The sequence below is a fragment of the Rhizobium indicum genome (assembly GCF_005862305.2).
Classification (GTDB): Bacteria; Pseudomonadota; Alphaproteobacteria; order Rhizobiales; family Rhizobiaceae; genus Rhizobium; species Rhizobium indicum.
The window spans coordinates 164,401-180,599 of record NZ_CP054024.1 but is presented as its reverse complement, the minus strand read 5'-3'; the positions used below and the strand labels follow the sequence as shown (position 1 = coordinate 180,599).

Sequence of the window (16,199 nt, the reverse complement as noted above, 5' to 3'; positions counted from 1 at the left end):
CGCGCTCCTAAGCCCGCGCGAATGCCTCCAACGCAGCCTTGAAAGAGCAACCGTCGAAACCACAGGTTACCGAAGTGGTTCACAATTTCGTATGCGGCGGTTGGGACGCAGCAGAGATGCACAGGCGCTGCCAATGACGGTCAAATAGAAGTGATCTGGCCACGGTCCATGCGATAAACCATATCGAGGCCCTTACCGGCGTGCCGAAGATCGGCGCCGGAAAGAAGGATGGAAAGACCAAGCGGCTGCAGGGATGCGACTACCTCGGAAATGCGCTTGGAAAGCGCGGGGGCGACGCCTTCGAATGGCTCGTCTAGCATTAACAGCTGGGTGCCAGTCATGCGTGCGCGACCGATGGCCACGAGTTTCTGCTGGCCGCCTGAAAGCTGCAGGGCGCGGCGATGGCGGAAGTCCGCTGCCTCCGGAATGAGCGCATAGACATCGTCGAGCCGCTTCTGCGCATCTGTGACGCCAGCTGCCCATGCCGGAATAAGCAGGTTTTCCTCAACAGTCAGTTCGGGAATAAGGCGCCGGTCTTCCGGCGCGAAGCCCATCTGGTGGTGCACGCGCAGATGCGGCGCCTCACGGGAAATGTCCTTCTTCTCATAATGGATCGAACCTGCCCGGAGTGGCAAGAGCCCCATTATCGCACGCATCAACGTGGTCTTGCCGGCACCATTGCGGCCGACGATTCCGACCATCGAGCGGGCTTCGACCTTCATGGAAACGTCACGCAGAATAGGTACCCCGCCGATGGAGACGTTGATTGACTTCACTTCAAGCATGGTTGTCCTCCCTGAGAACGCAATGTTCTTCACCAATGATGAGTTCGCGCACTTGTCGGTCGCTGAGGACGGTTTCCGGAGGTCCATCAATCAGCACCCGGCCTTCGAAGAAAGCGAGCACGCGGTCGGAGTAGCGGCCAACGATCTCCATGTCGTGCTCGACGAAGAGCACGCTGACGCCTGCGACACGGGTCGCATCAATAATGCGGTCCATGACCGAGAATTTTTCTTCGCTGGCGACGCCGCTCGTCGGCTCGTCCAGGAAAAGAACCTTCGGCTTGCCAACCATGGCAATTGCAATGTCGAGAAGCTTGCGGATGCCTTCGGGCATCGTGCCGGCAATCGAGTTGCGGAACGCTCCAAGTCCGAACACCTCGAGCCTCTCGTCAGCATGGGTCGCGAGCTCGTCGTCGGAAAGAATTGAAAAGCCCTTGATGCCAACGCTGTCCGTGGCGCTGTAGGCAAACATCAGGTTCTCAATCGCTGTCAGCGAGTTGAACAATTGCGGTATCTGAAAGGACCGGGCAACGCCGCGCCGAGTGATCTGACGAGGTGAAAGCCCGACGATTTCCTGTCCGTCGAGCAGGATCGAACCGGAGTCCGGGCCGAGGTAGCCCGTAATCATATTGATAAACGTCGTCTTGCCGGCGCCGTTTGTGCCGATCAGCCCCGAAATCGTTCCAGACATGATGTCGACATTTACGTCGTTTGCGGCAGTTACCGCGCCGAACCGCTTAATGAGGCTCTTTGCTTCAATAATCGGCTTCATGCTTTTTCTCCTGCCTCGACGGTTGCCTTGCGCTTACCAAAACGGATGCCGCCAAGGCCTGTCGGCAGAAACAAGATCATCGATAGGATGATGACTCCAAGTACCAGTTGCCAGGTGTTGGGGGCGTGCTGATAGGCGAACGTCCGGACAAATTCGAGTGCGAGCGCGGCAATGAAAGGCGTGAAGATGTTCCCGGTACCGGCTAGGACCGCAATCACTACGAATTCGCCCGAAGTTGCCCAGAAAGCCATTTCCGGATCCACATGCGCGACGAAAATGCCGCTCATGGCACCGCCCAGGGCGGCTAGAACTGCGGCAAGGATGTAGGAGAGATAGATCGTCTTGTTTGCGGACGCACCGAGATACTCGACGCGGATTTCGTTATCCTTGATGCCCGGCAGCAGGCGACCGAGAGACGTCTTGCCGAAGTACCAAACGGTTATCGCCGCTGTAAAACAGATCAGGATGAGGATAACGAGGCCATTGGATCGCGCAGCACCGCTAAGTGGCAGGCCGAACAAGGTCACACCTCGGATGTTGAACCCGTCCGTGCCGCCAAGTTCCACCGACTTCACCAGAAGACCGTATAAAAGCATCGAAAGAGCCAGCGTCAGCATCGCGAAGAAGATGTCGCGGTAACGCGACAGAAGGAGACCGGCGAAAGCTGCAGTCGCCGCGGCGATGGCGACCGGGGTAATGAGCAGGAGAACCGTTTCGTTGATTTTCCAGAGATTGACCATCAGGCCGACGGAATAGCCGCCGATTGCGTAGTAAAGTCCTTGGCCGAACGAGACCAGCCCGGCCCGCATCATCAGCACGAGGCCGAGTACCGCAAGCCCCTTGGCAAGGCCGATCGAGATGACGAAGTTCCAGGTGGGCAGCGCCCAGGCTGCGGCAATAAGGAAAAGTGCCGCGCCGACGGCGAGAGGCACAAAGGTTTGGGGTTTGTTCATCATATCTTGCGCAACTCCACACCGGGAAACAACCCCTGCGGACGCAGGGCGAGAACGATAGCCATCACTGCATAGATGCTGAACACTTCGACTTCGGGCCAATAGTGGACGGCAAGCGAGCGGACGAAGCCGACGATCAGTGCACCGACGACGGTGCCAGGAATCGATCCGAGCCCCCCAATCACCACCGCGGCGAACATCATGACGATCACTTCGACCCCCATGCCCGGCGCCACAGAGATGGTCGGAGCTGTGAAGGCGCCGCCGAGCGCGGCGAGAATCGAGCCGACCACAAAGGCCGACATTTTCCAGCGGCTGACATTGATGCCCATCGCCAGCGATGCTTCCGGATCATGGATGACGGCGCGCAGCATCTTGCCCTTGGCAGTGAATTGCAGAAACCACGTGAGGAGACCACCACTGATGATCGCCACGACTACGATAATGAGATTGTAGGTCGGGTAGACAAGGGGGCCGAGATGGACGTTGCCGAAAGCCCACACCGGGTCGGACGCTATCCATGGATCGACACCCCAGATGAGCTTCACCACGTCTTCCAGAATGAGGAAGAGCGCGTAGGTTACCAGTAGCAGCACGACCGGATCGCGGCCCGCCAAGAAGCGCAGGACGCCCCGTTCGACGACGAGGCCGACAATCGTACCGGCGATCAGCGCCGCGACAATCATGACCGGAATGCTTCCAGCGGGCGGCAGCCCCTGGGCGAACCAGTAACTTAACAGAGTAACCGACACGTAGGCGCCGATGGCATAGAACGTGCCATGGGCCATGTTGAGGATCTTCATCACACCGTAGATCAGCGTCAAGCCGACTGCGATGATAAAGAGCCATGCGGAATACAGAATGCCGTCAATCACGGCGCCTAGAAACGCGTTCATGCCACACACCGTTTCGGAAGGAGGGACGGGATCCATCTTCGGTGCCAGTCGGCGCGCGAAAGGTGAAAACCGCTTCAAAGGGATTGCGGCGCCAAACGCGCCGGGAACCCGCGCAAGCGATGCCGCGGTGAAATTTCCGGATCACTTCAGCTTATTCTTGATCCACTCATGGCTGGTCATGCCTTCCGGTGGGTTCACTTTTTCTGGAGCGTAGCGGATCACATCGACGAAGGTCAGCTTGCCATCGACGGTCTTGGTGCGGCCATAGACCATTTCTTGCACAGCCTGGTTGCCCTTGCCCAGCGACATCTTCACTTCGCCCGAGGGACTCTGGAAGGTGGCACCCTTGAGAGCAGCGGCGATCTCCTCCGTAGTCGGCGTCTTGGCGGTGTCGCCGCCCTGTGCCTTCTCATAAGCGAACTTCGCCGCAAAAAGCGTCTGCACCATGTGGTAGGACGGATAGCTGGGGGGCGTGGCGGACTTGGCGTTGTAAGCGGTCTTGAACCAGTCGTTATAGGCGTTGTCCGGTGCAAAGATGCCGTTTGGACCGCGGGCGCCGATGATGGTGCCATCTGGGATTTGTTTGCCCTGGCGATGAATCGCCGTTTCGCCTGCCGTCAGAACGACAGTGGCGTTCTTGAACAGGTCGCGCGGCGCTCCCTGAAGCACGAGACCCTCAAGGTCGCCACCCCAGAAGCTCGAATGAATGATATCGGGTTTGCTGCCGAGAATTGCGGAGATTTCAGTATTGTACTGACCGGCACCGAGCTTCGGCATCTGCGAGGTCGTCAGCGTAACTTCGGGGCGAAGGCTCTTCAGTGTGCCCTCGAAGTCGTTCCAGGCGTCCTGACCCCAGGCGTAGTTCTGGTTGATGCCGGCGTAGGTGTTGAATTTCTTGACTGTCTCGTTGACGTAGAGTGCGGCACCGGCGTTGTCCATCGTCGCGGTTGCAACGGGGCGGAATACATATTCGTAGTCAGCTTCCTCGAAGATGCGCGGCGTGCCGCAATCGAAGAGAAGTGTCATCGTTTTCAGTTCTTCGGCAACAGGCGCGACCGCAAGACAATCTCCCGAGGACGTGTAGCCGACGATCATGTCTACGCTCTGCTGTTCTACGAGATTGCGTAGTTCGGAAACCTGCTTGGTGGTGCCACCGGCCTCGTCGATAATGACGAGTTCGATCGGACGGCCGCCAAAGCCGACCTTGTCATACGGCGCCGGCAGCTTGCCACCGGCGTTGACCTGCTGGGCAAAGACTTCGGCGGCAATCTTTGCGGGGATGCCGAAGGGACCAGCCGGTGCACCGGACAGGAATGTCACAACGCCAATCGTGAAGGGCTTTGGCTCCTGAGCCAAGAGGCCATCGGGGGCGGTGGCAGACAGAAAGATGGCTGCAATGGTCAGAGACCACGACTTCTTCATAGATTCCTCCTCTACGGCAAATTGCCTGTTCCGGTGCAATGACACGCTTGCGTGGTAGGCCGAAGCGTCCTCTCACGCTGCGGCCACGCAACTGAGTTCATTCTATTGAACTTAGTTCATTACTGTGTATAGTGAGTATTGCAACCAACGTCAAGATGGAGGAGCGGCTGTTCAGCCAGAAGGTGAGTACAATCAGCGGCGCGAACTGTTCCTAAAGGGGAAACGGGCGACGTCAGCCTCACGAAGAATCCCCGAAGACGACTTCTCCTGAACTCCCCCAGGAGCTCGCTTTTGGCAAAACCTCCATCAAAAAATCGACGTGGAGAGGATTTTCGTCAGCTGCTTATGTAGCCATTCGCCTGGAGAGCGAACCGCGACATCGACACTTGCATCGGATTGACGGTGAGCCCAAATGTACATTTTCGCAGCCATTCGGTTCGACGCTGCGACGGCCTGCGTTAGGGTCAGAGAGCAGCCGCGTTGCTCAAGCTGAGCCAACCCCACCCTTTGCTCGGCAGCAAATTTCCGCTCTCCCCAAACGCTACGCTATCCTTCGACGCTGATGCGTGATGAGCTGCTATGCCCCAATTGCTCGGAAAGAATGGCGGCTGATTTGCGCATCGTCTCTCCGAGTGACTCGATAAGCGCCGGAGTCGTTTCGCTTTCCAGAAGGCTGATGGCAATGCCGGCAACCGCGCATCTCGTATGATCTCTCAGAGCGGTGCCGATGCAGATCATCCCTTCGCGAACCTGGCCGTTATCGATCGAAAAACCGCGCATACGTATGTCAGCCAGCTCCTGCCTTAGTGCGGCAAGATTTTTGACGCTTCTAGAGGTGAGGGGCAAAGGAAAGTTCGCTCTGAAGAGAGCCTCGAGCTTATCCTCCGGCATTTCGGAAAGCAGCATTTTGCCTGTTGCGGTAAAGGTGGCAGGAAGACGCATTCCAATCCGGAAAGTATGTCCCAGGGGCTGGTCGGAATTTCGGCAATCAATATAGACGACCTCGTGACGGTCAAGGGTCGTCAGTGTAACCGTGTAAGGAGACAATGTGGTATCCGAAGCAAAATAATTCCGGAAAACTGACACCATGTCCATCTCGGATAGAAAGCCGTGCGCCCAGCGCATAGGATGTGGACCGAGCCGGAATGTGCCGTCCTGTTTGCGAACAAGGAGGCCAAGCTCTACCATGACGCCAAGTAGCCCGTGCGCCGTACTTTTTGGCAACGACATAGCCCGTGTGATGTCGGCGGCCGACATTGCGTCGCTGGAATTGGTGACAAGATCGAGGATCGAGACGGCGCGCCTGAGCGCCGGAACAGAATCGACCGATTTTCCGATCGCAGTGTCTTCCACTGGGGTGAGTCTTGCACTTGACACCTCCGATACCTCCTGTCAGGCTAGTTCAATACGACGATATTGGTTCATCAGATTGAACTGTATGCTTGGGAGAGGTCATGGTCAATCTAAAAAAAACGGAACTGCTACGCGATCGATGCCTGATAAATGGCAAGTGGGTTGCGAGCTCTCAGAACAACGTAGCCGTCAAGAACCCCGCGACGGGGGAGATTGTCGGCACCGTCCCTGCGCTGGAGACGGCAGATATTGAGCAGGCGGTCGCAGCGGCCGAGATGGCGTTCCGATCGTGGCGCGCGCTTGCAGCCAAGGAAAGAGCGGCCGTCCTGCTTCGCTGGTTCGACCTGATAGTAGAAAATGCAGACGATCTCGCCGCGCTGTTGACGGCTGAACAGGGTAAGCCCCTCTCCGAAGCCAGGGGGGAAATACTCTATGCTGCCTCCTTCATTCAATGGTTTGCCGAGGAGGCAAAGAGAGTGTATGGGGACATCATACCCGCACCCACCACCGACAAGCGCATCCTGGTTTTCAAGCAGCCGATCGGTGTCTGCGCTGCGATCACGCCCTGGAACTTCCCGGCAGCAATGATTACACGCAAGGCGGCGCCTGCGCTGGCTGCCGGGTGCACAATGGTGGTTAAGCCGGCTGAGCAGACACCCCTCACGGCGCTTGCTCTCGGCGTTCTGGCCGATCAGGCAGGCATTCCCGCCGGCGTTTTCCAGATTGTGACAGGAAAAGCACGCGAGATCGGCAAGGTGCTGACGGAAAGCGACATTGTCAAAAAACTCTCTTTCACCGGATCGACCGAGGTGGGGCGAATTCTGATGGCGCAGTCGGCGCCGACGATAAAAAAACTATCAATGGAGCTCGGCGGCAACGCACCCTTTATTGTTTTTGACGACGCGGACCTCGATGCCGCCGTCGATGGTGCCGTCGCTTCGAAATTCCGTAATGCTGGTCAGACCTGCGTCTGCACAAACCGTATCTACGTGCAGTCCGGTGTTTACGCTGTCTTCGCTGAAAAGCTTGCCGCGAAGGTTTCTGCACTGAAAGTCGGTGAAGGTACGCAGATGGGCGTAACGATCGGGCCGCTGATTGATGCTGACGCCATTGCCAAGGTCGAGGACCATATTAGCGATGCGGTCGCGCAGGGAGCGAAAGTGGTCGCAGGTGGCAAGCGACACAGCCTTGGCAGGACATTCTTCGAACCAACCGTCCTGACGGGAGCGACACAGGCGATGAAGGTCGCACGCGAGGAAACCTTCGGGCCAGTCGCGCCTCTCTTCAGCTTTGAGACAGAGGAAGAGGCGGTCGCTATGGCCAACGATACGGAATTCGGATTGGCTGCCTATTTCTATACTGAAAACGTCCGTCGGACATGGCGAGTGGCCGAAGCGCTGGAGTACGGCATGGTGGGTCACAACACCGGTCAGATCTCGAACGAGGTAGCGCCATTTGGCGGCGTCAAGCAGTCCGGCCTCGGACGGGAAGGCTCCCGTTACGGGATCGATGACTACCTGGAAATCAAATATCTGTGCTCGGCGATCGCTTAAGCAGCTGACGACAAGGGAGGACTGAATGACGATCAATCCGTTCGAGTTTCGAACTGTCCTATCCATTGAAATGGCCTGGGGCGGAGCTAAGCGATTAGGTGAAATCATCGCTGCGCGTTTTGCCGCGCGCAAGGTGCTTTTGGTCACCGATGCGGGCCTTGTGAAGGCTGGGTTGATTGCGCCCATTGCCGCCAGTCTGGAGGCGGCTGGCTTCAGCGTGGCGATTTTCGATAGGGTTGTGCCAGATCCACCGGAAAGTGTTTTGTATGGTTGTGTCGAGGAGGCGCGGCAAGTCGCAGCCGATATCGTGATTGGTCTCGGTGGTGGCTCGTCCTTGGATATAGCAAAGCTCGCTGCGGTGCTGCTGCCATCGGCACAACCGCTCGCCGACATGTACGGCATCGGCAAAGTTCAGGGGGCGCGTGTCCCACTGGTTCTCGTTCCGACGACTGCGGGCACCGGTTCCGAAGTCACCAACATTTCCATCATCACCACCGGCGAGACGACCAAAATGGGGGTCGTGTCGCCGCAACTCTATGCGGATTTCGTGCTCCTGGATGCGGAATTGACCGTTGGTTTGCCGCAGGTTCACACCGCAGCAAGCGGCATCGATGCGATGGTGCATGCCATCGAAGGCTATACAAGTAAGTATAAGAAAAACCCACTTTCGGACGCGCTTGCGCGTGAGGCGTTGCGGCTTCTTGGCAGCAATCTAATCGCTGCCTGCAAGGAGCCGACAAACCGGGATGCACGCGAAGGCATGCTTCTCGGTGCAATGCTTGCGGGCCAGGCTTTCTCCAATTCCCCGGTGGCTGCGGTCCACGCGCTGGCCTATCCGCTGGGTGGACATTACCACATTCCGCATGGTCTTTCGAACGCCCTGATGCTCGGCCCAGTCCTTCGTTACAACGCACAGTCGGCTGCCCCGCTTTACGCCGAGCTCGCCGATGTGCTTGGAGTCAAGGGAAGCGGCGACACTGCGGCCCGTTCCGAGGACTTCGTTACCCATATGCAGGTGCTGATGGATAAAAGCGGCGCGCCGCGCCGGCTCCGCGATGTCGGGGTAACCGACAACAGCCTCGCCATGCTGGCCACGGATGCGATAAAAAACCAGGGGCGCCTGCTCGTCAACAATCCGGTCGAGGTTCGGGAAGAGGATGCGCTGGCGCTGTATCGGGAAGCTTTCTGAAGATTCCGCAGACATCCGCCATTATAACATTATGGGAGGATCCAACGTGACGGATATCCGACTTTACATGCTTCAGTCCGGCACCCTGAAATGCAAAGTGCACAACATCAAAATGAATCAGGGAAATGGTGCGGATTACGAAATCCCGGTTCCTTTTTTCCTGATCACCCATCCCGACGGTCACACCGTCATCGACGGTGGAAACGCCATTGAAGTCGCGACGGACCCGCGCGGCCACTGGGGCGGTATTTGCGATGTGTACTGGCCGGTCCTTGACAAGGACAAAGGATGCGTCGATCAGATCAAAGCTCTCGGCTTCGATCCGGCGGATGTTAAATACGTCGTGCAGTCCCACCTGCATCTCGACCATACCGGCGCGATCGGCCGCTTTCCGAATGCCACGCATATCGTGCAGAGGGCCGAATATGAATATGCCTTCACGCCCGACTGGTTTGCCGATGGCGGCTATATCCGCAAGGATTTCGATCGCCCTGGTCTGAAATGGCAGTTTTTGAACGGCACTCAAGACGATTTTTACGATGTTTATGGCGACGGAACGCTGACGACGATCTTCAGTCCTGGCCATGCGATGGGCCATCAATCCTTTCTCGTCCGCCTTCCCAATAGTGAGCCGCTGCTTCTGACGATCGATGCCGCCTACACACTCGACCATTGGGATGAAAAGGCGCTGCCGGGCTTCCTCGCATCGACGGTGGATACTGTTCGCTCTGTACAGAAGCTGCGCACAATCGCGGAAAGAACGGGGGCAAACGTCGTCACCGGCCACGACCCGGATGCGTGGTCGACCTTCAAGAAGGCACCAGAGTATTACTCTTGAGAAGTCGCTGCGGTCTGGCCGCGACATGATCCTACAGGGGCGAATAAGCCCCTTAGAAGCTGAGAAGTTTTGACCTGGATCAATGTGAAATCCGGTGACCAGGATACGGCTTTGAAAGGCTGAGGCCACCGCTTTGTTTCGTTGGTAATCCCGACCAAGGAGAAGTAAATGCGCCTGAAAATACTTATCACTGTCGCCATGATGGCCGGCCCGGCATTGGCGTATGAGCCTTTGGTTGAGAAGCGGGAATTTACCCTAAAGAACTTCGTGACACGTGGAGGCAGGACGGTTCCCGAAATGCGGCTGGGGTACGAAACTTATGGCACGCTGAACGACGCCAAAGATAATGCCATCCTGATTCCGCATTATTTCAGTGGAAGCAGTCACGCAGCGGGAAAATATAAGGAGGCAGATGTAAGCGCCGGCTATTGGGATGCGATCATCGGGTCCGGCAAGCCCATCGATACGGACAAATACTTTGTCGTGTCGGTCGACACACCGGTCAATCTCGGTGCCAACGATCCGAACGTCATCACCACCGGACCGGCGACGATCAATCCCAAAACAGGAAAGCCTTGGGGTATGGATTTTCCAATCATGACGATCGGCGATTTCGTTGATACGCAGAAAGGGCTGATGGAGCGACTGGGGATTGAGAAATGGCATGCTGTCATGGGCGCCTCCATGGGAGGGCTGCAAAGCTATGAATGGGCAGCACGCTATCCCGACAAACTGGAGCGAGTGATTCCAGTCATTTCCTCTGGTTGGGCAGATGCGAATCTGATCGCGTGGCTGGACGTCTGGGCGTCGGCTATCAAACTGGATCCAAACTGGAATGGTGGAGATTATTACACAGGCCGGGCGCCAAAAGCAGGGCTGGCTCAAGCCCTGAAGACTTTAACACTGCAGGCAAATTCGGCAGAATGGACCGATGGTACATTTGGGCGGGACTGGGCCATAGAAGGTGCAGATCCCGGGCAGAGTTGGGCGAATGACTATAAGGTCGTCACGAAGCTGAACGAGGCGGGCGCAGCACGCGTTGCCCAGTCAGATGCGAACCATTTCCTTTATCTGGCGCGCGCCAATCAGTTGTTCGTCGCTGGACAGCCCAAAGACAGCCTGTACAAAGGGCTCCTAGATATCAATGTACCCGTGATGCTGATCTATACCGATGAAGACTTGATTTTTCCTGGAAACGCAGTGCGAGAGACAGGAACGATTATCAAAACCGATGGTACGCCGGTCGAATTCGTCGAACTGGAAGGTACGCGAGGGCACATGGATGGCTTATTGAGCATTGCTCAGGCGGGAGAGCGAATTCGAGCCTTCCTTGAGGTCAAATAGGAGCGGGCGGGCCCTCCCTTTTCCTTAAGCCGAGCCAGCAGATGCTGCCGTCGTCGTGGCTGTAGTCGGCCACACCCGCCGTGCTCGGGGTCCATAAATCGGAAAATTAGTGGTCTCCGGCAAGTCCAAGACAGCCGAGGTGGTCCGCTACGCTCTCACTCGTTGCGAGGCGCCATCGAAAACAATGAACGGCGTTGCCGCCAAGCTCGGCGCCGCGTTTCATGATCTCGTTGGCGCCCTGGAGCATCAGGATCTTGCCGACATTGGTCGCGCCGGTGAAGGTGAGCTTGCGCACCTTCTCGTTCTCCGTGAATTTCGGCCAATAAATGGGAATCCTCGGAGAGCAGAACATGAAGACACCAGTCGACAGGCCTGCGCGCTCTGCAAGCAATGCGAGCGATGTGTCGAAAGCGTTTTCCTTGGTAGTGATCGGTGCGAGGAAGCGGATGATGTGGCCCAGCGCCACAGGTGAGCAGGATCAGCCCTTAAAAGGCGCCTTTCTCGCTGACCTGTTTGATAAATTCGCCAGCGTCGCTGTTGCGAGTGATCGAACACATGGCTATGAAATCCCACACTGATTTCGATCTGCCACGGGTATTTTTCTCCAAATGTGCCCGTGTCTTTCCCTGTGCGAACGCATTTTGCAAACAATGCAGCGTTCAAGACACTTCCTTGGATCGAGCGTGCTTATAAACGGCAAAAATTGCGGCTGAACGAAAGTGCCGAGATGAACCACAAAAAGAAAATCTATCGCGTTGCGGAAGCTGCACGTCTAGCGGGGGTTTCTGCATCGACACTTCGGCTTTGGGAGAAGGAGGGTCTCATCGTACCGGATCGCTCGGAAAACGGCCACCGGCAGTACGACGCTGACCACGTTACGCAGTTAAAGCGTATCGCATCGCTCAGAAAAGACAGACGACTCACCATCGCGGGGATCCGCGAAGATCTCAGGAAGTCTTCGCCAGAAGCGGGCACGGACGCGAGTGATGCCATTCCGGAAATGAAGAAGCAGAAGCAGCTCGAAGACGAAAACGCCCGGTTGAAACGGATTGTCGCAGAGCAGGCGCTGGAGCTCAATATGTTGCGGGAGGTCCATTCGCCGAAACGTCCAAGGCCTGCTCGGAAGCGGGAGGGGTGAAGGACATGTGCCGGGATTAGATGGTCTCGATCCGGCGTGCCTGTGGGCCGTTGAACTTCGATCGGACCACCTACCACTACACCTCTCTCCACGCCGATCAGGCCGGTCCGGAACGTCGTATTCGTGCGATCTGCGAGACGCGTGTGCGGTAAGGCTATCGTTGCTTGCACATGCGGTTTCGCGGGGTTCGGTCATCGCTCATCCCTTTCCTGGTTGTCCGGCGACGCCGCCGCACCTTCGACCGCATCGCGCTGTGTTGGGCTGGCGTGCACCTCCCGCCTGAGTTCCGTGAACTGCCGCGTCAGCTCGTCGAAGTCGTGCTGGCTCGGAACGCCTAAAAGCTTCGCGACGCCGTCGGTCATTTGCTGCTGGCAGGTGCGCAGGTCCAGCGCGGCGAGCAGCAATTCGCGCTGCGCCGCGAGGAAATCCTTAGAGCGCAGGTTGCTGATCAGTTCCTTGTTCGCAATGTCCCTCCACTTGTCGAAAGCCTTGCGCCAGCCGAAATCCTTGGCGTCTCCTTCCTTCATGCCAGCGAGCGTTGCGCTATAGCGTTCATAGGCCTTGTTCCACGGCACCGAGGCGATGACGTGATAGGCCGCCATGCGCTGGCCGACGTCCATCCAGGCCGCCATCAGCGCATAGACCTGCCGGTCGAAGTTCCACACGTCGGCAAGGCGCGGGGCTTCCGCCATGCGTTTGAAGGCTTCCGAGATCTCGCCGCCCAGCGCAACGGCAAACAGGCTGCTGTCGACCGCGCGCGTGGTGAGGAAGGGCATCATCGACTTGAACCACATTTTTCTAATTCCCCTGCCTGCTCGATGTTGCTGCGCCACATTTCCGACATGCGCAGCAGCATCTGCGAGAATTCCGGTTGGTCGTCCGAGCTCGGGGTCATAGTCGGCTCACTCGCCTGCGGCCGGGCCGCGGCCCGCAAGCGCGCTGGCATAGATCGCCCGGGCCTGGTCGTGGTCGAGCTTGCGCGGATTGTTGACCAGAATGCGCTTCTGCTGTTTCATCGCATCCTCCGCCCGCAGGCCGGAGCTTGCACGGCAGTTTTTCATTTGTTTGCTGAATTGGCAGCCACAAGGACTGAACGCTCAAGCAGCCTAACCTGCGGCCTTCACCGGATGCATACCTTCGACGCTTCGAAAAACATGGCCCGATTTTACGCTATGTCAATCGAGCCGACGTTTGTTTGGGGAGGCCTGCTTGACGCGGCGCTGGGGGCGCATCGGCTCTGGTGGCAAGAGGGAAGTCCACCATTTCCCTCGGGAGGAAGAGGCGGTCGCACGGATACAAACCGAAACCCCAGTGCGGCCAGAAAACGATGGCCTGATTGGCGACCGGATCAGGCGGCCGCCTTCACATCGAACTCGAAATGAAGCTGGTCATAGGGGAATTCGACGCCGGCGTCAGTCCGGTCCAGGACACCCGCGTTGACAAGCGTCGTCACATCCTTATGGACGGCCTGCACGTCCCGGCCGACACGTCGGGCGACTTCCCGTATCGCCAGCGGCCCCTGCCCTGCCATCGCCTTCACGATCGCAAGCCGCGGCGGCGCAAGAACCCTGTGCATGTCGTCGTAGCTTGGAAAATTCACCGACGGCGTAGCAGGAACGACGACGCCTTCCAATGCCTTCTGCCCCGCATTCACGAAGCGGGCCTTGGCATCGGCAATCGAGCTTAGTCTGATGACGAGCGTCCTCATGCGAGTATCCTTTCCATGTCCGCCTGAAACGCATCGAACAATGCTTCCAGCGTTGTGAATTCCATCGGTTCCTCGATATCCCCGAGATGGCGATGATCGCCCTTGCCGCGCTCATTGTCATAACGCATGACGCACTCGCCGTTGACGATCAGCGCCAGACGATATTTAAAATGGTGGTTGCTGCCGGGCACGGGTATCGGCACATGCCACAGAACCGTTTCGAAAAATGCCGTATCGCTGAGGGCGGTTCTGGATTTTTCGATCAGCACGGCTTCCATGTTGTTTTTAATAACATCACCCACCGTTGTTGTCAAGAACAACAACGGTGGGCTGTCTTGCGCAGCAAAGCCGGCGCCGGGGTTCGACGCCCCGATGCAGGCTCCAGGATCGCGTGTTTCGGCCAAAACCGTTCCTCTCGAGAAGGGCCGGTTGCCAAGGTCGCCGTTGGTTGATCGCGGCGGCGAGCTTGTCGATACCCTGCGCATCGAGGGCGGCGAATTCGCCAACCCGCATGACAGATATCAACTCGTCCGGGCGGGTTTCCGCATCGCGCCAGAAGATCAACGCGGCGGTAATGGTGGCCCGGTCCAAGGGGTCAAGATCGATGCGCACGTCGCAATGTCGGCATGGTCGATCCTCCTCTGAGCGCTTCGAAAAGAGCGGCATGATGCGCTTGCGCCTGAGGCGGTCGGTTCGTTGTCGGTTCCGTGCCGCCGATGGGAGTCCTCTACGCTCTTATCACCCATGATGAATGTCCTGCAGATCGAGGGATAGCTGCGCCGCGCCGGCCGCAAGGGCGGCGTGCTCGCGGTCGATATGAAGCTCGGCGGCGCGATGACCGGACGGCGCTTGCACTATGTTCCCGCCTTGACATGGCATGTGGGGCAAGGGACGCGGGTGTCGGGATGGTCGGGCCACCCCTCCCCGCAACGGGAGCAACGAAACCGCATGGTCAGAACGCGAAAGCAGCTTGGCCGCTCGCCTCCATGTAGTTGCGCCGGCAAATTCCGGAAAGATCGCGATTCCCGGTGGTGTCCGAGCATCACCAGAGCACCGGCAACTCCTCGAACCCGCCAGTGATGATCTCCTTGCGCAACTTCAGTTCTCCGGACGCCACGGCCAAGCGCAGCGTGGGGAAGCGCTGGAAGATCGAGCCGAACACCACCTTGAGTTCCAGCCTGGCAAGCGCCTCGCCGATGCAGTAGTGCGGCCCGCAGGAGAACGCCAGGTGCGGTTTTTCGGCGCGTCCGATGTCGAAGATTTCCGGGTCGTCGAAATGGCGTGGATCGAACGACGTCGCCGGCAGGCCGACCAGCACCTTGCTCTCCGCGGGAATATGCACGCCCGCGATGGTCACGTCGGTCCTCGGATAGCGCATGATGCCGTCCCAGCCCGCGCCCGGCGGGTACATGCGCAGGATTTCCTCCACCGCCTTGTCCACGAGGGATGGATCGCCGACCAGGCGTTCGCGCTGTTGCGGATGGCGGAACATGGCCAGCAGGCCGAATTCGATCTGTGCGACGGTGCTCTCGTGCCCCGCCACTAGTATGCCCGCGGCCAAGCCGATCGCCTCTTCCTCGGTCGCCTTGCCCTGGTCGACCGCCGCGAGCAGATCCGTCAGCAGGTTGTCGCCCGGATCCTGGCGCTTGCCTCGCATCTTACCGCGAATGTAGGTGCGCAATTCTTCCCAGGCCAGGAGCGCCGCGCTTCGTCGGACAGCTCGGCGAAAAAGGCGTGATCCCCGTAGGGCACGCCCATCAGCGCGCTGATGACCATGGCCGGAAGCGGAAAGGAGAGGTAGTGTCGCAGGTCGGCGGGCTGGGGCTGGGCCGCCAGCGTCTCGAACAACTGCGCGGCGATCGCCTCGATTTGCTGCGCGAGCAGCTTCACCCTGCGGTTTCTGAAGGCCGGCGCCACGATCGTGCGTAACCGGGCATGCTCGCTGCCCTCGTGCGAGCCCAGCCACCCCGGCGAACCAAGAATCACCGTAGCCGGGGTGAATGCCGCCGGCGGCATTCCCGAGGGCCGGAAAGCCGCGTCGGACAGTACCGCCTTAGCTTCCTCGTAGCCTGTTACCCACCAACCTTCGTGCCCGGACGGGAAGCGCACGCGGTGGATCGGACTGTTGGCGCGTAACGCCAACATCTCGGGCGAGGGGTCGATGTGATTGACGCGCCACATCGGCAGCGTCGGCAAGGATTGTCCGGACATGATGGCACTTCACTCTCTATGCGATGAAAGGGCGGAAGGT

15 protein-coding genes and 5 pseudogenes are annotated in these 16,199 nt (G+C 58.3%); 9 read left to right on the top strand and 11 right to left on the bottom strand.

Features of this window, described 5'->3' with window-relative positions; translation table 11 throughout:
• Positions 1 to 140: 140 nt before the first annotated feature.
• The 6 genes from FFM53_RS32690 to FFM53_RS32665 form a co-directional block, all read right to left on the bottom strand.
• The gene (locus tag FFM53_RS32690; protein ID WP_049810903.1) at positions 141 to 785 is read right to left on the bottom strand and encodes an ATP-binding cassette domain-containing protein; all 645 of its coding nucleotides are present in this window, start codon (positions 783 to 785) and stop codon (positions 141 to 143) included.
• Positions 778 to 1,554 carry an ABC transporter ATP-binding protein gene (locus FFM53_RS32685; protein ID WP_138386509.1) on the bottom strand — a complete coding sequence of 259 codons (777 nt, stop codon included), beginning with the start codon at positions 1,552 to 1,554 and terminating at the stop codon, positions 778 to 780. The genes FFM53_RS32690 and FFM53_RS32685 overlap by 8 nt, the downstream gene beginning before the upstream one ends.
• Complete coding sequence (locus FFM53_RS32680; RefSeq protein WP_246413351.1) at positions 1,551 to 2,507, bottom strand: branched-chain amino acid ABC transporter permease; 957 nt, start codon at positions 2,505 to 2,507, stop codon at positions 1,551 to 1,553. The genes FFM53_RS32685 and FFM53_RS32680 overlap by 4 nt, the downstream gene beginning before the upstream one ends.
• Positions 2,507 to 3,403, bottom strand: coding sequence for a branched-chain amino acid ABC transporter permease (locus FFM53_RS32675; protein ID WP_138333563.1), 897 nt, complete (start codon positions 3,401 to 3,403; stop codon positions 2,507 to 2,509). Before FFM53_RS32675 ends, FFM53_RS32680 begins: the two co-directional genes overlap by 1 nt.
• Before the next feature lie 141 nt (positions 3,404 to 3,544).
• Positions 3,545 to 4,825 carry an ABC transporter substrate-binding protein gene (locus FFM53_RS32670; RefSeq protein WP_138333565.1) on the bottom strand — a complete coding sequence of 427 codons (1,281 nt, stop codon included), beginning with the start codon at positions 4,823 to 4,825 and terminating at the stop codon, positions 3,545 to 3,547.
• A gap of 546 nt (positions 4,826 to 5,371) precedes the next feature.
• Positions 5,372 to 6,202 carry an IclR family transcriptional regulator gene (locus FFM53_RS32665; protein ID WP_138333567.1) on the bottom strand — a complete coding sequence of 277 codons (831 nt, stop codon included), beginning with the start codon at positions 6,200 to 6,202 and terminating at the stop codon, positions 5,372 to 5,374.
• 77 nt (positions 6,203 to 6,279) lie between these two features.
• On the opposite strand from FFM53_RS32665, the gene FFM53_RS32660 reads away from it, so the two are divergent.
• From FFM53_RS32660 to FFM53_RS32645, 4 genes are all read left to right on the top strand, one after another.
• A complete protein-coding gene (locus FFM53_RS32660; RefSeq protein WP_138333569.1) occupies positions 6,280 to 7,731 on the top strand; it encodes an NAD-dependent succinate-semialdehyde dehydrogenase in 1,452 nt (483 codons plus the stop codon).
• 25 nt (positions 7,732 to 7,756) lie between these two features.
• Entirely contained in the window at positions 7,757 to 8,920 is a 1,164-nt protein-coding gene (locus FFM53_RS32655; RefSeq protein ID WP_138333571.1) for an iron-containing alcohol dehydrogenase, read from the top strand.
• 46 nt (positions 8,921 to 8,966) lie between these two features.
• Positions 8,967 to 9,758 carry an AttM family quorum-quenching N-acyl homoserine lactonase gene (attM, locus tag FFM53_RS32650; RefSeq protein ID WP_163925935.1) on the top strand — a complete coding sequence of 264 codons (792 nt, stop codon included), beginning with the start codon at positions 8,967 to 8,969 and terminating at the stop codon, positions 9,756 to 9,758.
• 168 nt (positions 9,759 to 9,926) lie between these two features.
• Positions 9,927 to 11,102 (top strand): E22 family MetX-like putative esterase, encoded by a 1,176-nt coding sequence (locus FFM53_RS32645; RefSeq protein WP_138333573.1) that lies wholly within the window; start codon positions 9,927 to 9,929, stop codon positions 11,100 to 11,102.
• A 168-nt stretch (positions 11,103 to 11,270) separates the two neighbouring features.
• On the opposite strand, the pseudogene FFM53_RS32640 reads toward FFM53_RS32645, so the two are convergent.
• Positions 11,271 to 11,502, bottom strand: a pseudogene (locus FFM53_RS32640) (aldehyde dehydrogenase family protein); the annotation flags it as partial.
• Here FFM53_RS32640 and FFM53_RS36700 point away from each other — a divergent pair.
• The 3 genes and pseudogenes from FFM53_RS36700 to FFM53_RS32630 form a co-directional block, all read left to right on the top strand.
• Entirely contained in the window at positions 11,453 to 11,680 is a 228-nt protein-coding gene (locus FFM53_RS36700; RefSeq protein WP_204339644.1) for a hypothetical protein, read from the top strand. The pseudogene FFM53_RS32640 and the gene FFM53_RS36700 sit on opposite strands and share 50 nt — an antisense overlap.
• A 149-nt stretch (positions 11,681 to 11,829) precedes the next feature.
• Positions 11,830 to 12,072, top strand: a pseudogene (locus tag FFM53_RS32635) (MerR family transcriptional regulator); the annotation flags it as partial.
• Positions 12,073 to 12,096: 24 nt separating this feature from the next.
• Positions 12,097 to 12,389: pseudogene (locus tag FFM53_RS32630) on the top strand (IS3 family transposase); the annotation flags it as partial.
• 42 nt (positions 12,390 to 12,431) lie between these two features.
• Here the strand turns inward: FFM53_RS32630 and FFM53_RS32625 are convergent.
• The gene (locus FFM53_RS32625) at positions 12,432 to 13,034 is read right to left on the bottom strand and encodes a poly(R)-hydroxyalkanoic acid synthase subunit PhaE (RefSeq protein ID WP_246413350.1); all 603 of its coding nucleotides are present in this window, start codon (positions 13,032 to 13,034) and stop codon (positions 12,432 to 12,434) included.
• Between the two features lie 333 nt (positions 13,035 to 13,367).
• Between FFM53_RS32625 and FFM53_RS37140 the strand changes: the two are divergent.
• A pseudogene (locus tag FFM53_RS37140) lies at positions 13,368 to 13,680 on the top strand (WGR domain-containing protein).
• On the opposite strand, the gene FFM53_RS32610 reads toward FFM53_RS37140, so the two are convergent.
• Together FFM53_RS32610 and FFM53_RS32605 are read right to left on the bottom strand one after the other, a co-directional pair.
• Positions 13,589 to 13,948 (bottom strand): HVO_A0114 family putative DNA-binding protein, encoded by a 360-nt coding sequence (locus FFM53_RS32610; protein ID WP_065284004.1) that lies wholly within the window; start codon positions 13,946 to 13,948, stop codon positions 13,589 to 13,591. The pseudogene FFM53_RS37140 and the gene FFM53_RS32610 overlap by 92 nt on opposite strands.
• Positions 13,945 to 14,226: a toxin-antitoxin system TumE family protein gene (locus FFM53_RS32605; protein ID WP_138333897.1), complete on the bottom strand. Its 282-nt coding sequence runs from the start codon at positions 14,224 to 14,226 to the stop codon at positions 13,945 to 13,947. The genes FFM53_RS32610 and FFM53_RS32605 overlap by 4 nt, the downstream gene beginning before the upstream one ends.
• 151 nt (positions 14,227 to 14,377) lie before the next feature.
• Between FFM53_RS32605 and FFM53_RS32600 the strand changes: the two genes are divergently transcribed.
• Positions 14,378 to 14,593 (top strand): hypothetical protein, encoded by a 216-nt coding sequence (locus FFM53_RS32600; RefSeq protein ID WP_138333575.1) that lies wholly within the window; start codon positions 14,378 to 14,380, stop codon positions 14,591 to 14,593.
• 397 nt (positions 14,594 to 14,990) lie between these two features.
• Here FFM53_RS32600 and FFM53_RS32595 read toward each other — a convergent pair.
• Positions 14,991 to 16,159 (bottom strand): annotated as a pseudogene (locus tag FFM53_RS32595) (cytochrome P450).
• Positions 16,160 to 16,199 lie beyond the last annotated feature (40 nt).

Excerpts from the sequence above, each read along its gene's own strand:
- FFM53_RS32690 (WP_049810903.1), bottom strand. The coding sequence starts at position 785 with ATGCTTGAAGTGAAGTCAATCAACGTCTCCATCGGCGGGGTACCTATT.
- FFM53_RS32685 (WP_138386509.1), bottom strand. The coding sequence starts at position 1,554 with ATGAAGCCGATTATTGAAGCAAAGAGCCTCATTAAGCGGTTCGGCGCG.
- FFM53_RS32680 (WP_246413351.1), bottom strand. The coding sequence starts at position 2,507 with ATGAACAAACCCCAAACCTTTGTGCCTCTCGCCGTCGGCGCGGCACTT.
- FFM53_RS32675 (WP_138333563.1), bottom strand. The coding sequence starts at position 3,403 with ATGAACGCGTTTCTAGGCGCCGTGATTGACGGCATTCTGTATTCCGCA.
- FFM53_RS32670 (WP_138333565.1), bottom strand. The coding sequence starts at position 4,825 with ATGAAGAAGTCGTGGTCTCTGACCATTGCAGCCATCTTTCTGTCTGCC.
- FFM53_RS32660 (WP_138333569.1), top strand. The coding sequence starts at position 6,280 with ATGGTCAATCTAAAAAAAACGGAACTGCTACGCGATCGATGCCTGATA.
- FFM53_RS32655 (WP_138333571.1), top strand. The coding sequence starts at position 7,757 with ATGACGATCAATCCGTTCGAGTTTCGAACTGTCCTATCCATTGAAATG.
- FFM53_RS32645 (WP_138333573.1), top strand. The coding sequence starts at position 9,927 with ATGCGCCTGAAAATACTTATCACTGTCGCCATGATGGCCGGCCCGGCA.
- FFM53_RS36700 (WP_204339644.1), top strand. The coding sequence starts at position 11,453 with ATGAAGACACCAGTCGACAGGCCTGCGCGCTCTGCAAGCAATGCGAGC.
- FFM53_RS32625 (WP_246413350.1), bottom strand. The coding sequence starts at position 13,034 with ATGTGGTTCAAGTCGATGATGCCCTTCCTCACCACGCGCGCGGTCGAC.
- FFM53_RS32610 (WP_065284004.1), bottom strand. The coding sequence starts at position 13,948 with ATGAGGACGCTCGTCATCAGACTAAGCTCGATTGCCGATGCCAAGGCC.
- FFM53_RS32605 (WP_138333897.1), bottom strand. The coding sequence starts at position 14,226 with ATGGAAGCCGTGCTGATCGAAAAATCCAGAACCGCCCTCAGCGATACG.